The sequence below is a fragment of the Streptomyces sulfonofaciens genome, from assembly GCF_014656295.1.
Lineage (GTDB): Bacteria > Actinomycetota > Actinomycetes > Streptomycetales > Streptomycetaceae > Streptomyces > Streptomyces sulfonofaciens.
Genome location: NZ_BNCD01000001.1, coordinates 428,456 through 442,887, shown reverse-complemented (window position 1 = coordinate 442,887; position 14,432 = coordinate 428,456). Strand labels below are relative to the sequence as shown.

Annotated in this window: 12 protein-coding genes; 4 read left to right on the top strand and 8 right to left on the bottom strand. The window is 71.7% G+C overall.

The window, feature by feature from the left end; translation table 11 throughout:
* Window positions 1-83: 83 nt before the first annotated feature.
* Window positions 84-1,442 (top strand): VanZ family protein, encoded by a 1,359-nt coding sequence (locus IE313_RS01750; protein WP_189929034.1) that lies wholly within the window; start codon window positions 84-86, stop codon window positions 1,440-1,442.
* A gap of 60 nt (window positions 1,443-1,502) precedes the next feature.
* Here IE313_RS01750 and IE313_RS01745 read toward each other — a convergent pair whose 3' ends face one another.
* The 4 genes from IE313_RS01745 to IE313_RS01730 form a co-directional block, all read right to left on the bottom strand.
* Window positions 1,503-2,315, bottom strand: a complete 813-nt coding sequence (locus IE313_RS01745; protein WP_189929033.1) for an SAM-dependent methyltransferase — start codon at window positions 2,313-2,315, stop codon at window positions 1,503-1,505.
* A 152-nt stretch (window positions 2,316-2,467) separates the two neighbouring features.
* Window positions 2,468-3,742 carry a cystathionine gamma-lyase gene (locus IE313_RS01740; RefSeq protein WP_189929032.1) on the bottom strand — a complete coding sequence of 425 codons (1,275 nt, stop codon included), beginning with the start codon at window positions 3,740-3,742 and terminating at the stop codon, window positions 2,468-2,470.
* A complete protein-coding gene (locus tag IE313_RS01735; RefSeq protein ID WP_189929031.1) occupies window positions 3,739-4,254 on the bottom strand; it encodes a low molecular weight protein-tyrosine-phosphatase in 516 nt (171 codons plus the stop codon). Before IE313_RS01735 ends, IE313_RS01740 begins: the two co-directional genes overlap by 4 nt.
* An 8-nt stretch (window positions 4,255-4,262) precedes the next feature.
* Entirely contained in the window at window positions 4,263-4,640 is a 378-nt protein-coding gene (locus tag IE313_RS01730; RefSeq protein WP_189929030.1) for a phage holin family protein, read from the bottom strand.
* A 153-nt stretch (window positions 4,641-4,793) separates the two neighbouring features.
* Here IE313_RS01730 and IE313_RS01725 point away from each other — a divergent pair, with 153 nt between their 5' ends.
* Together IE313_RS01725 and IE313_RS01720 are read left to right on the top strand one after the other, a co-directional pair.
* Window positions 4,794-5,114, top strand: a complete 321-nt coding sequence (locus IE313_RS01725; protein ID WP_189929029.1) for a cupin domain-containing protein — start codon at window positions 4,794-4,796, stop codon at window positions 5,112-5,114.
* 284 nt (window positions 5,115-5,398) lie between these two features.
* Window positions 5,399-5,611: a DUF5326 family protein gene (locus IE313_RS01720; protein WP_189929282.1), complete on the top strand. Its 213-nt coding sequence runs from the start codon at window positions 5,399-5,401 to the stop codon at window positions 5,609-5,611.
* A 223-nt stretch (window positions 5,612-5,834) separates the two neighbouring features.
* Here the strand turns inward: IE313_RS01720 and IE313_RS01715 are convergent, their stop codons facing one another.
* A complete protein-coding gene (locus tag IE313_RS01715; protein WP_229924325.1) occupies window positions 5,835-7,406 on the bottom strand; it encodes a YibE/F family protein in 1,572 nt (523 codons plus the stop codon).
* Between the two features lie 683 nt (window positions 7,407-8,089).
* Here IE313_RS01715 and thiC point away from each other — a divergent pair.
* Window positions 8,090-9,931, top strand: coding sequence for a phosphomethylpyrimidine synthase ThiC (gene thiC / locus IE313_RS01710; RefSeq protein ID WP_189929028.1), 1,842 nt, complete (start codon window positions 8,090-8,092; stop codon window positions 9,929-9,931).
* A gap of 152 nt (window positions 9,932-10,083) precedes the next feature.
* Here thiC and IE313_RS01705 read toward each other — a convergent pair whose 3' ends face one another.
* The 3 genes from IE313_RS01705 to IE313_RS01695 form a co-directional block, all read right to left on the bottom strand.
* Window positions 10,084-11,184 carry a hypothetical protein gene (locus IE313_RS01705; RefSeq protein WP_189929027.1) on the bottom strand — a complete coding sequence of 367 codons (1,101 nt, stop codon included), beginning with the start codon at window positions 11,182-11,184 and terminating at the stop codon, window positions 10,084-10,086.
* Between the two features lie 195 nt (window positions 11,185-11,379).
* On the bottom strand, window positions 11,380-12,393 hold the full coding sequence (locus IE313_RS01700; protein ID WP_373316902.1) for a metallophosphoesterase: 1,014 nt from the start codon (window positions 12,391-12,393) through the stop codon (window positions 11,380-11,382).
* 725 nt (window positions 12,394-13,118) lie between these two features.
* Window positions 13,119-14,240 (bottom strand): LacI family DNA-binding transcriptional regulator, encoded by a 1,122-nt coding sequence (locus IE313_RS01695; RefSeq protein WP_189929026.1) that lies wholly within the window; start codon window positions 14,238-14,240, stop codon window positions 13,119-13,121.
* Window positions 14,241-14,432: the final 192 nt, after the last annotated feature.

The following is a 14,432-nucleotide window of genomic DNA, read 5'->3' as shown; positions in this document are numbered from 1 at the left end:
GGAAAGTTCCTGTTCAGAGGCGCCTCCATCGCAACCCTTTCGGCTATACACATGGTGTATACGCTTGATGTATAGTCATCGCCATGACCGCCGCCTACGTACTGCCGATCAAGACGGCCGCCGCCCTCTTCCCCCTGCTCGCGCTGGCGCTCTTCCTGCCGACGGCCGTGGTCCTCTACCGGCGGCACGGCGTGCTCTCGCAGTGGCGCGCGCTGAGCCTCTCCGGCTTCCTCTACTACGCGGTCACCGCCGTCTGCATGACGGTCGTGCCGCTGCCCAGGCGCACGCAGGACATGTGCCGCACCTTCGCGCCCGTCGCCCACCCGCAGTGGATACCGGGCAACACCTTCAGCGACATCTGGAAGGAGGCACACCACAAGACCACGCTGAACGCCCTGGTCCTGCACAACCCGGCGGTCGCCGGAGCGGTCTTCAACCTGATCCTGCTGCTGCCGCTGGGCGTCTTCCTGCGCTACCACTTCCGCCGCGGCATCCGGGCCGCAGCCGCGGCCGGTTTCGGCGCCTCGCTGTTCTTCGAACTCACCCAGGGCACCGGCCTCTGGGGCGCCTACCCGTGCCCGTACCGCCTCTTCGACGTGGACGACCTGCTCATCAACACCGCGGGAGCGGTCGTCGGCTGGGTCCTCGCAGGCCGCCCGGCCCGCCTGCTGCCCACCATGGAGACGCTGGACGACCGGGTGCTCGCCCGCCGCCCGGTGGCCTTCGGCCGACGGCTGACGGCACTGGCGGTGGACCTGATCGGAGTCGCGTCGACCACCGCGTTCGGCGTGCTGGCCATGGCCTACGTGGGCGACGGAGGCATGCAGAACGTGCTGCGCGTGCCGCCGGTGGTCTTCGCGGTCTGGTTCGTGCTGCTGCCGTGGCTGACCGGTGCGACCCCCGGCAAGCGACTGCTGCTGCTCAGGTTGGTGACGGCCGGCGGCGGTCGGCCCGCGCCCTGGCGGCTCGCCGTGCGCGCGCTGGTCCTCGGCGTCGTCACCCTGCCCCTGCTGACCTCCGGTGCGGCCCTGCCGGCGGCACTGCTGTTCGACCCCTCACCGTCCACCGTGCTGGACCACGCCCGGCAGGGGGGCGACACAGGCGCGCTGTACCTCATGGCCTACCACCCCGCGCAGACCCTCCTGGTGGTGCTGCTCCTCGGCGCGCTCGGGACGTACGCGGTGCTGGCGCGGCGCCGCTCCGGCGGACTCGGCATCCATGAAGTGGCCTCCGGCGTGCGGAACGAGGCCCTGCCCCACGCCCGCGCACGCCGGGCCCGGACCGCCGCCACGCGGACCACCACGGGAGCCGTGGCCGCGTCCGTGTCCGGTGCCCCCGCGGCCCCCACCGCGTCCGTGTCCGGCGACCGCACGCCCGTCAGGACCGAGGCAGCCGCGGCCGCCGGGGCCCGCGGCCAGGTCCTGCTCGGCCCCCGTTCCTAGCGGACGCGCCGTGCCGCCTCGACACGCCGCAGTGCGCCGTGCCACCCCGTCGAGCGCCGCTCAGGGCACGCGTCCCACACCGGCGTACATGTTGACGTCGTCGTCGCGGATCTCGTCACCGGGCTCCGGCATCCAGCGGTTCATGGGGACCACTCCGGGGCCGACCATCTCCAGACCCGCGAAGAGCGCCTCGACCTCGCTCCGGGTGCGCAGGAACATGGGCACGTCCCGACGGGTGTACTCCTCGGCCATGGCCTTCACCTCACTGGGGGTCAGGTCCCCGGTGGCGATCGTCAGCGCCACATGGCTGCCGGACGGCAGGGCCGCGGTCAACTGACGCACCAGGCTCTCCGCGTCCGCCACGAACTGCAGCATCGCTATCAGGGTCACGCCGACCGGCTTGCCGAGGTCGAGCGTCTCCAGCAGGTCGGGCGAGCGGAGCACCTTCTCGGGGCTGCGCATGTCGGCGTCGATATAGGCCGTACGCCCCTCGGGACTGCTGGTGAGCAGGGCACGGGCGTGGGCCAGCACGATCGGGTCGTTGTCGACGTAGACGACCCGGCTCTCCGGCGCGACCTCCTGCACCACCTCGTGCAGGTTGGGCGAGGTCGGCAGCCCGGTGCCGATGTCGAGGAACTGCCGGATGCCGGCCTCGGTCGCCAGCCAGCGCGCCATCCGCCGCATCGTGTCGCGGTTGATCCGCATGCTGGTGGCGAGCTTCGGCCAGGCGTCCAGCAGGGCCTCGGCGGCCGCCACGTCGACGGGATAGTTGTCCTTGCCGCCCAGGATGTAGTTGTAGACACGCGCAGAGTGGGCCTTGCTGGTGTCGATCCTGGGGGTAGCCGGCGCCGGTGCTGCGTCGTCGTGCTCCATTGCGTCCTCCTCGCGTGGGCGGCGGGCCTGAGGCTCCCCGGGGCATGCTTCCTTGCGGTTCCATGACCCCTTACCGCCCCATGCTCCCCTACCGGCACACGTATCCCCAGAGCCCCCTGCACCTCCAGCGCCCCGACTGCCGCTGGAGAACCTCAGCCGTCGCTGCCCGGGCCGTCACTGCCTGCGGGTTCCCCCGCCGCGGTGTCCAGGGCGTGCAGGACGTCCCGTACCAGGTCCGCGGTGTCCTCGGCCCCGGCGGAGAAGCGGATGAAGCCCTCGGGCACGTCATCGCCTCCCCAGCGGCCGCGGCGCTCCGCGGTGGAGCGCACCCCGCCGAAGCTCGTCGCGTCGTCGACCAGGCGCAGCGCGGCCAGGAACCGTTCCGCACGCGCGCGCGTGGCGAGCGTGAACGACACCACGCACCCGAAGCGCCGCATCTGCCGGGCGGCGACCTCGTGCGCCGCGTCCCCGGGCAGTCCGGGATACCGCAGCCCGGTGACGTCGGACCGCGCCGCGAGGGCCTCGGCGAGCGCCAGGGCGTTGGCGTTCTGCCGCTCCGCCCGCAGGTGCAGGGTGGCCAGCGAACGGTGTGCGAGCCAGGCCTCCATCGGTCCCTGGATGGCCCCCGCGATCTTGCGCCAGCGCTTCACCTCGGCCATCAGGGCGGCGTCGCGGCCGGTCACATAGCCGAGCAGCACGTCGCCGTGGCCGGTGAGCTGCTTGGTGCCGCTGGCCACGGAGAAGTCCGCGCCCAGTTCCAGGGGGCGCTGGCCGAGCGGGGTGGCGAGGGTGTTGTCGACAGCCGTCAGTGCACCCCGCGCGCGTGCGGCCGCCACCAGGCGCCGTACGTCGCACACGTCGAGGCCCGGGTTCGAGGGCGTCTCCAGCCAGAGCAGCCGCGCACCGTCCAGCAGGTCGAGCTGGGCGTCGCCACCGGTCGGCGCCGTGCGCACCTCGACGCCGAACGCGGTCAACTGCTCGGCGATCAACGGCAGCGCCTGGTAGCCGTCGCTCGGCAGGACCACGCTGTCGCCGGCGCGCAACTGCGAGAAGAGCACCGCGGAGGTGGCCGCCATCCCGGAGGCGAACACCAGCGTCCGCACACCCTCCTGCCCCGGTGCCTCCAGCTCGCCGATGGCCTGCTCCAGGCGTGTCCAGGTGGGGTTCTCGTCACGCCCGTACGTGTAGGGGCCGGTGGGGTCGCCGGGCAGGTGGTAGTGGGCCGCGAACACCGGTCCCGGGAGCGTGGGCTCGTACTTCAGCGGGGCGGGCAGCCCGGCCCGCACCAGCCGGGTGCCGTCGCCCTCGACCGCCGCCCCCGCGCCCGCCGAGCCGGTCTCGCCCGCCGGGCCCGTCGTGCCCGGCACGCCAGTGGTGCCCGGCGCGTCGTCCCGCCGCCCGTCGTCGTCCACGCGCGCGTGCGTCATGCCGTCCTGCCCTCCACCGCCTCGGCGACGGCGGCGAGCAGCCCCTCGCAGGCCGCCTCCACCATCTCCAGGCAGGTCTCGAAACCGTCGATACCGCCGTAATAAGGGTCCGGTACGTCCAGGTCGCCGTCGACGGCGGGGTCGTAGGAGCGCAGCAGCCGCACCTTCTTGGCGTCCGCCCCGGTGGGCGAGAGCTGACGCAGTGCGCTCAGGTGCTCGCCGTCCAGCGCGATCACCAGGTCGAGCCCCGCGAACCAGGAGGCGTCGAACTGCCGGGCCGTGTGTTCGCTGCCGTAACCCGCCGCCTGAAGCACGGCGACCGTACGCGGGTCCGCGCCGTTCCCCACGTGCCAGCCGCCCGTCCCCGCGCTGTCCACCTCGACCAGGTCGCCGAGGCCCGCGTCGTCCAGCCGCGCACGGAAGACGGACTCGGCCATCGGCGAACGGCAGATGTTGCCGCTGCACACGAAGCACACGCGGTACGGCCGCGGAGCGGGCCCCGATGTCGCCATGCCGGTCCTCAGTCCTCGTCGGGCAGGACGAGGTGCAGCGCCCAGGACACCACGGAGACGATCAGACCGCCCAGCACCGCGGTCCAGAAGCCCTCGACGTGGAAGCTCACGTCCAGCTTGCCCGCGACCCAGGAGGTCAGCAGCAGCATCAGGGCGTTGACCACCAGCGTGATCAACCCCAGGGTGAGTATGAACAGGGGGAACGTCAGCACCTTCACGATGGGCTTGACCAGGACGTTCACCAAGCCGAAGATCAACGCGACGATGATCAGCGTGAGCACCTTGCCGCCGGTGCTGCCTCCGGTGAGAGTGATCTTGTCGAGCACCCACACCGCCACGGCCAGGGCCGCCGCGTTGGCGATCGTCTTGACTAGGAAATTCTTCATGTGTCTGATCGTCGCAGACACGGGAGACCATCCGGGATGGATCGTGAGCAGGGCCACGGGTCACGGGCCACGGCCATGTGCCACGGGCCACGGGCCATGGATCGGCGGCCACCCGGTGGACGGCCACACGGCGTACGAGGGGCGGACAGGGCGATGAAGGCATTCCGACTTGACGAGCTGGACGCGGAGCGCGCCGCGAACGACGGGGCGTACCTCCAGTTCCTCCGTGAGCGGAACATGTCAGTGGGTCTCTACGCACTCGACGCCGGAGCCCTCGACACGCAGCAGCCGCACCGCCAGGACGAGGTCTACTTCGTGGTCAGCGGCCGCGCCGCCGTCACCGTCGGCACCGAGAGCACCCAGGTCGCCCGCGGCAGTGTGGTGTACGTCCCAGCCGGAGTGCCGCACAAGTTCCACCACATCACCGAGGACCTGCGGGTACTGGTGGTCTTCTCTCCGCCGGAGGGAAGCTGACCTGCTGTTCCGTGCCGCAGGGGCGGCCGGTGCGCGGTGGGAGGGCGGTGGCGGGAAGCCCGTGCCGGCCTCGGGGGCCGGAGCCCCGGATTCCCTAGGGGACGGGTCAGGGAAGGACAAGGGCCGCCGGGACCTCCGTCTTGCCTCCGGGCCGCTTAGCATCGAAAGCACGACACAGCCGCGGTGCGCGGGCACCGGGCCGTGCGGCCCCCCGGGAATTCGGGTCCGCGGCGGCGCAGAGGTTGTAGAGGTCGTAGAAGTTAAGGACGGTAAGGACGATGGCGGTGCGTGGGATCTTCGCGGGCATGCCCTGGTGGCTCAAATGGGTCGTGATACCGGTCATCGCCCTCTTCGTGTTCGGCGGGCTGATCGTCGGCATACTCACCTTCCTCATAGGGCTGCTCTTCAAGGTGCTCGTGTTCGTCGCGATCGTGGGCGGGCTGCTGTACGTGATACGCAAGTTCATGTCGAACAAGTCCTCACACGGCGGCTGGTGACGCGCAGGACGCCCGCGCGGGCGTCCGCGCGGGGCACGTCGGCCGCATCGCTCGTGCCGACCGGATCGGTCGCGTCGGCCGCATCGCTCGTGCCGGTCGCGTCGGCCGCCGACCACGGCGGCCGTGCCCGGACGAAAGTCAGGTACTCGTGTGCTGTCGGTGTCGTGCGCACGTGGGCCGTTGGGACCGCGCGTACGTGGGCCGTCGCAGGTGGCGCGCGTGGTCAGTGCCTGCGCCGCCGTCCCCTGCCGGCCTTCTGACCGCCGCCGCGCACCGCCCCGCCGTCGCCGGCCGCCACCGGCACCCCGTCCGCCGGCGCCCCGGGCTCGGGAATCCGGGCGGCGGCCGCTCCGCCGCCGGTCCGATCCGCGGAGACGACCAGGGCCGCCAGCGCCGTGGTCACCGGCACCGACGCCACCAGCCCGATCGACCCCACCAGGGTGCGTACGATCTCCTCCGCCACCAGCTCGCTGTTGGCGACCGTGCCCACCCCGCTCTGTGCGATCGAGAAGAGCAGCAGCAGCGGAAGTGCCGCGCCCGCATAGGCCAGCACCAGCGTGTTGACGACCGACGCGATGTGGTCGCGCCCGATCCTGATGCCCGCCCGGTACAGCCCCCGCCAGCCCATCGTCGGGTCGGCCTGGTGCAGCTCCCAGACCGCCGAGGTCTGCGTCACCGTCACATCGTCGAGCACACCCAGTGAACCGATGATCACGCCGGCCAGCAGCAGACCGCTCATGTCGATCGACGGATACAGGCCGTGGATCAGACCCGTGTTGTCGTCCGTGTTGCCCGTCAGGGAGGCCCAACCGATGAAGACCGAGCCGAGCACCCCGATGAGCAGCAGAGAGACCAGCGTGCCCAGCACGGCCACGGAGGTGCGCGCGGTCAGACCGTGGCACATGTAGAGCGCGATCAGCATGATGGCACTCGACCCGACCACGGCCACGACCAGCGGGTTCTGCCCCTGTAGGACCGCCGGCAGGATGAAGGACGTCAGCACCAGGAAGCTGGCGGCCAGCGCGACCAGCGCCGTGAGGCCGCGCAATCGGCCCACCACGACCACCGCGAGTGCGAAGATCCCCGCGAGCAGCAGCATCGGGAACTTCCGGTCCACGTCGGTCACCGAGTACTGCAGGTCCCTGGGCGCATCGGGCGCGTAGGCCACCACCACCTTCTGCCCCTGGTGCAGTTGCCGAGGGGCGTCCGGCTGGACGATCTCCGTGAACGTACGGCCGCTGTCCTTGCCGCTGGAGACCCGGACCGTGGCCTTTCCGCAGGTCCCGCCCTTCTCCTGCTGGGCCGAGCTGCCCTCGGCGGTCGAGGTGTCGCCCGTAGGGGTGTCCGCGGAGGCGTTCACGGAGGCGCAGCTCACCTTGTCGACGCGGACCACCACGGCCTGCTGGGTCTGCCGGTCGAAGCCGACCCCGGTCCGCTTGTGCGGCGGCGCCCCGCCCGGCCAGAGCGCGACCAGGCCCACCAGGACCGCCACGGTGAAGGGGATCAGCACGGCGGCGATCACCTTGCGCAGATGCCGTGAGACGGGGGTGGCGGGGCCGTGGCCGTGGGAGTGGCCATGGGAGTGGCCGACATGGTCCTGGCCGGCGGGGGCGTGGGCAGGGGGGTGGGCGTGTGTGTGGTCGTGGGGGGCCTGCGGGGCACCGGGGCCGGATGCGACGAGGGGCGGACCGGTGTGCCCGCCCGGTCCGGGTCGTCCACCCGGGACAGGTCGTCCACCCTGTCCAGGGCGCCCGTCCGGTCCCTGCGGCCCGGTGGCTTCGCGCCGCCCGGGCAGGGGCCCGGGGCCAGGGAACCCGCGGTCGCCCGCGTCCCCGCCGTGGCCGTACTCGTCCCCGCCGTGGCCGTACTCGTCGCGCGGGCCGTACGCGCCCCGACCGTCGTAGCCGTCGCGCCCGCCGTAACCGCCGTAGCCGTCGTTGCCGTCGTAACCGTCCCGCGCACCGGAACGGCCACCGGGCCCGTCGGACCCACCGGGCCCGCCGTACCCCTCGAACCCGCGTGCCCTTTGGGACGGGCCGTCGTGGCCGCCGTACTCCTCGCGCTCCCCGCCCGGGGCCCAGCCAGGCCCGCGGCCCGGCCCCGCGGCGCCCGGGCCGCGCCCTTGACCTGCGGATTCGGGACCGGGAGGACCGTAGCCGCCGGAGGCCGGGCGGGGACGGCGGCCGGGGGGCGGGGGAGGAGGCGGCTGCATGTTGGTCACCGACCGATCATCGCAAGTACTCGCATAGAGGCGTGGGCCCTCTGTTCATCGCGCCCGGCATGACGCTAGCGTGGAGGCACCTTTGCACACGCGGGAGCTCGGAGCACCGGGCTGAGAGGGCGCTGAATCTCACACACGGGACACCTGCCGTTCGCGTACGGACGTACGCACACACGGATCGAGGCCCCGTCGTAGGGAGTGGCTGCGTCGACCGCCGAACCTGTTACCGGGTAATGCCGGCGTAGGGAGTAGGTCTTATGACCAGTCAGGACGCACACACGCCTGCCACCGCCCCGGCCACGTCCTCCCCGTCTCCCACCACGGAGAACGGGAAGTCCGTCGGCTGGCACAAGGCGTATCTGCCTGATCCCCGGGGAAACCACCCCGAGATGCGTGTACCGGTCCGTGTGGTGCACCTCACCAACGGGGAGTCGGTCACGCTGTACGACACCTCGGGCCCGTACACCGACCCGGCCGTCGAGACAGACGTCCGCCGCGGCCTGGTACCGCTGCGGGAGAACTGGATCACGGCGCGCGGGGACACCGAGGAGTACGCGGGCCGTCCGGTCCGCCCCGAGGACGACGGCGTCAAGCACACCACCCCCCGCGGCGGGCTGCGCAATCTCGACGCGGTCTTCCCGGGCCGCTCGCGCAGGCCGCTGCGGGGCCGTCCGGGATTCGCGGTGACCCAGCTCGCGTACGCGCGCCGGGGCGAGATCACCCCCGAGATGGAGTTCGTCGCCGTCCGGGAGAACATGGCGCCCGAGGTGGTGCGCGAGGAGATCGCGGCGGGCCGCGCGGTGCTGCCCGCGAACATCAACCACCCGGAGTCCGAGCCGATGATCATCGGCAAGCGGTTCCTGGTGAAGGTGAACGCCAACATCGGCAACTCCGCGGTGACCTCCTCCATCGAGGAGGAGGTGGAGAAGATGACCTGGGCCACCCGTTGGGGCGCGGACACGGTCATGGACCTCTCCACCGGCCGCAACATCCACACCACCCGCGAGTGGGTGCTCCGCAACTCCCCCGTACCCATTGGCACCGTCCCGCTCTACCAGGCGCTGGAGAAGGTCGACGGCAAGGCGGAGGAACTCACCTGGGAGATCTACAAGGACACCGTCGTCGAGCAGGCCGAGCAGGGCGTGGACTATATGACGGTGCACGCGGGCGTACGCCTGGCGTATGTGCCGCTCACCGCGAACCGCAAGACCGGCATCGTCTCGCGGGGCGGCTCCATCATGGCCGCGTGGTGCCTCGCACACCACAAGGAGAGCTTCCTCTACGAGCACTTCGAGGAGCTCTGCGAGATCCTCGCGGCCTACGACATCACGTACTCGCTCGGCGACGGCCTGCGCCCCGGCTCCATCGCGGACGCCAACGACCGTGCGCAGTTCGCCGAACTGGAGACACTGGGCGAGCTCAACAGGATCGCCAAGCGGCATGACGTGCAGACGATGATCGAGGGTCCGGGCCATGTCCCGATGCACAAGATCAAGGAGAACATCGACCTTCAGCAGGAGATCTGCGAGGAGGCGCCGTTCTACACGCTCGGCCCGCTGACCACCGACATCGCGCCCGCGTACGACCACATCACGTCGGGCATCGGCGCGGCGATGATCGGCTGGTGGGGAACGGCCATGCTCTGCTACGTCACGCCGAAGGAGCACCTGGGCCTGCCGAACCGCGAGGACGTGAAGACGGGCGTGATCACCTACAAGATCGCGGCCCACGCGGCGGACCTCGCCAAGGGCCACCCCGGGGCCCAGGACTGGGACGACGCCCTCTCGGACGCCCGCTTCGAGTTCCGCTGGGAGGATCAGTTCAACCTGGCCCTCGACCCGGACACGGCCCGCGAGTTCCACGACGAGACACTGCCGGCGGAGCCGGCGAAGACGGCGCACTTCTGTTCGATGTGCGGGCCGAAGTTCTGCTCCATGAAGATCAGTCGCGATATCTCCGAGCGCTTCGGCGGTGAGGGCGGCGGGGGCGCGGACGGTGCCGCGGGGGCCTCGGACGAGGAGATCGAGGCCGGGATGCTCCAGAAGTCGAAGGAGTTCGCGGCGGCGGGGAACAGGGTGTACCTGCCGTTGGCGGAGTAGCCGTCACGGACGAGCTCGATTCTGAGAGGCCCCGGTGGCCGGGGCCTCTCAGCGGTGCGGACGCGTGGTACTGGCTCTCCAGTCTGTGGTGTTCGGCCGCGCCGGCGTGTACCCCTGCGCTCCGGGCGCACCCCCCGCGCCCTGCGCCCATCTCACTCCGGCTGGTGCTCAGGACCTCCGAAGTCCGGGCTGGTGAAGTCGGGGCTGGAGTAGCGGGGGCGGGTGGTTGTGGGGCCGCCTTCGGGGCTCGTGAAGCCGGGGCGGTGGTAGCCGAGGTGGGGCATGCGGCCGGTGCCCCCGGCTTCGGAGTGCTCCGTGCCGCTCGCCGCGGCCGTCCTCCGTTCCAGCAGGGCGTCCCGGAGGAAGGGGCGGATGCCCCGTTCGAGCAGGGCCAGGCGCCAGGCATCACGGGCCCGCCGCACGTCCTCGTCGAGCTGGTCGCGGTCCTCGGCCAGCACCGAGGTCGAGCCGTTGCGCAGTGCCGTCAGCAGCAGGCCGGCCCCGGCGACGAGGATGGCCGCCGCGGCGATCACGGCGAACACCCATCCCGTGGTGCGCAGCGCCCGGGCGAACGCCGGCTCGGGCCCGACCATGCGCAGGGCATAACCGATGAGGAGGAAGATCAGCGCGGCGGCGCCGGCCAGTAGCGGCGCGAGCACCGCGACCACTGCGGCCAGGCCCGCTCCGGTGCGCTCCCCGGGCTCGGCGCCGGCTCGGGCCGAGCCGCTCGGGGCGCCCGGCTCCTGGCGGGCGCTGCGTTCCTGGCCGGTGCCTCGTTCCCGGCGTGAGCCGTGCGCAGCGCCGCGCCCGGGCCCGTCCACCGCGCTGACCCCCGAGCCGGGCTCGGAACTGCGCCCGGCGCCGCCCGCCGCGTCGCGTCCAGTGCCCGGTCCCGTGCCGCCTCCCGTGCTCCGTCCGGCCCCGGCACCGGCTGCGGTGTCGCGTCCCGCGTCGCGTCTCACTCTGCCCATCCGGAATGTGCGGGTGGTGCGGGGTGTGCGGGTGGTGCGAGGTGTGCGGGTGGTGCGCGCCGGAGCGCGCAGGTCGGCGCGCACCTTCACATAGTGCCGGTACTCGGCGTCGGCGGCGGCCGTTATCAGGGCCGTCGCGTCGAGTGCCATGGTGCGCAGCCGCCCGGCGGTGAGTGGGCCGCCGGCCACGGCGAGGTCCTGACGGTGCGCGCGCAACGCTTCGTCGAGGAGCCGCTCGTACTCCCGGCGGTCCTCATCGAGCAGGCGCGGAGCGCTGTTCATGTGCTTCCCCCGATGCTCCGTAGGACGGTGCGGCCCGCTGGGACGCGGGCCGCGGGCAGAAACGGAGGGGAACCCTGCTACGGATGAACAGATGGTAGAGCGGTCTCGGCACGCGGTGACAGGGGGTTGCCGAAAATTGCCCCACTGGCCAGGGCAGTTCGAGGACCGCTTGGGGACGAACGGACAGTCGGCCGGTCAGGCGGTCAGGGGAAGAGGGCGGACCAGCAGCTTTCCGGCCATGGTCACACCGCCGTCCATGGCGATGGCCAGGCCGTCCGCGTAGACGTGCGGCCCCTCGACGACGGGGCCTGTGCCCTCCTCGGCCTCCTCGGAACCGACCTCGCCCAGCAGGTAGGGGATGGGGCTGTGACCGTGCACGATCCGGGTGCCGCCGTAGACGTTCAGCAGCTCGCGCACGGCGTCCGCGCCGTTGTCGTCACGGAAGGCGAAGCGTTTGGTGAACTTGCGGAACAGGTCCCAGCACTCGTTGGCGTCGTTGCGCGTGAGGGTCTCGCGGACCGTGTCGTTCACGGCCTCGATGGAGTCGCCGTAGTCGAGGTAGGCGGTGGTGTCCGAGTGCACCAGCAGGTGGCCGTCCTCCTCCTCCATGGCGTCGAGCCGGGCCATCCACTGCAGGTGGTGGTCCTCCAGCCGCTCCATGTCGGTCTTCTGGCCGCCGTTCAGCAGCCAGGCGGCCTGGAAGGTGGCGGTGCCCGCGCCGGAGTTCACCGGCGTGTCGCCGAAGCGCTTGGCGCCGAGCAGCAGCAGCTCGTGGTTGCCCATCAGCGCCTTGCAGTAGCCGCCCGCGGCGGCGGCCTCGGCGGACAGCCGCATGACGGTGTCGATGACGCCGATGCCGTCGGGGCCGCGGTCGGTGAAGTCGCCCAGGAACCACAGGCGGGTGTTGCCGGCGATCCACTGCCCTTCCGCGTCGATGATGCCCTGCGCGCGCAGCGCGGCGAGCAGTTCTTCGAGGTAGCCGTGCACGTCGCCGACGACGAACAGCGGACCGGGCCCCTCCGGGTTGTTCAGGACCGGGGCGGGCGCGGGGGCGGGAGTGACCGGCACCTGCACGGTGTCACCGCGGTTGATGACCGGCAGGTCGCGCTGGGTGGGGGTGTACCCCTCCGGCTCGGCGAGCCCTCCGGGCGCGTCGAAGGAGGCGGTGGCGGCGGGTGGTACGGGGCCGTGGGCGGCGCTCTCCCGCACGGCGTCGGGTGCGCCCTGGGCGACCTGGGGGCCCTGGGTGACCTGGGGGCCCTGCACGGCTGTGTGCGGTGCGGCGGCCGGTGCCGGTGGTGCCGGGGCGACGGCACCGTGCACGGGGTGCGGGGGCTCCGGCGGGAGGGGGGCGGAGTCGAACGGGTCGTGCGCCGTGGGTTGCGCGGTGTGCGCTTCGCCAGGGACCTGCGCGCCCTCGTCGTACCCTCTGGCGCCGGCGGGTTCCTCCTGCTCGCCCGGCACGTCGTGGTGGGCGTGGGCGCCGGGGCTCTCCGCATACCCGTCGGCATACCCGTCGGCGGGATCCGGCCCGTCGTCCTCGGGACCGATGCCGTGCACATACGCCGGTACGCGGAAGTCGCGCAGCGTTGCCGTCCGCATCGCGGGTCCCTGACCGGCCCCCTGAGTCATCGACCCCTCCACCACATCGCGCCGCAACTGCACCGGATCGGACTGCCTGGTCGCAGCGGCCCGCGGTGTCGTGCGCCCATCATAGGAATGCGGCTCGCGCTGTGTGATGACCCAGGGGTGGTGAATCGGCGCCTGACACCGTTTCACCGAGAATTTCGCCCGAATTATCCGACCCTTTCCCCTGAGTCTCCCCTGAGCCTGGGCCACCCCGGTGCGTTCCCGGGCCGCGGGGCCCGCGGGAGGGGCCGCCACCTCTGCCCCGAGGATCGGCCCTGCCCCGAGGACTAGCTCTGCCCCGAGGACTAGCTCTGCCCCGAGGACCGGGGCGGGCTGACCGTGGTACGCGGCGGTCGTCTCTGGGACGAGCTCCGCACGATCAGCTCCGTCGGTATCACCTGCTCGACCGGCTGGCCCGAGTCGATGCCCTCGATGGCGTCGATCAGCAGTTGGACGACCGCCGTGCCGATCCGGCGCGGCTTCAACGAGAGCGTGGTGACCGGGGGTTCCGTGTTGGCGTAGACCGTGGACTCGCTGCAGCAGATCAGCAGCAGGTCGTCGGGCACGCGCAGGCCGTACCGGCGGGCGGCGGCCAGCAGGTCCGTGCCGTTCGGGTCGAAGAGGCCGTAGACGGCGTCGGGACGGTCCGGACGTGCCAGCAGGCGGTCGGCGGCGCCCGCGCCGGCGCGCGGGTCGTGGGCCGGGTAGCTCTCGTACACCGGGTCCTGCCCCATGCGCTCGCACCACCGCAGGTACGCGGTGGTGGAGAGGTGCGTGTAGGTGTCCGTGGAGGTGCCGGTGAGCAGGCCGATACGGCGGGCGCCGGCGTCCGCGAGATGGTTGAGGATGCCGGTGACGGCGGCCTCGTGGTCGTTGTCGACCCATGCGGTGACGGGCAGTTGGCCCGCCGGGCGCCCGTCGGAGACGACCGGTAATCCCTGCCGGACCAACTCCATGACGAGCGGGTCCTTGTCGGAGGGGTCGATGACCACCGTGCCGTCCAGGGCGACGTTCGACCAGACGTCGACGGGGCTGCGGCGGGAGGTGGCGGGGAGGATCACCAGCGCGTAGCCGCGGGCCAGCGCGGCGGAGGTGGCGGCCCGCGCCATCTCCGCGAAGTAGGCGAACTCCGTGAAGGTGAAAGGTTCATCCCCGTACGTGGTGACGGTCAGGCCGATGAGGCCGGACTTGCCGGTGCGCAGGGTGCGGGCCGCGGCGGACGGCCGGTAGCCCAGCCGGTCGGCGACCTCGCGCACGTGGCGGCGAGTCGCATCCGGGAGCCGTCCCTTGCCGTTGAGGGCGTCGGAGACGGTCGTGATGGAGACACCGGCCGCGGCGGCCACATCTCTGATGCCCGCCCGCCCCGGTCGACGCCCCCGCCGGGCAGCCTCCGCCCGGTTCACCTGGTGCTTCCCTGCTGCTGTCATGGCGAGCCGATAGTAGGGCTCATGGGGTGGGGTAGCGCGGACGTACAAGCATGCGTTGACAGGCACGTTTCTGCATGGTGGAACAGGGTCATTCACCTTGGATTGGAAGGGTGTAAGTCCGATGGTGGGGGATTGATTTGCTTTCTGAGCGCATAAACCTGCCAAATGAACCATGTTTCGAAGAGGTCTCAA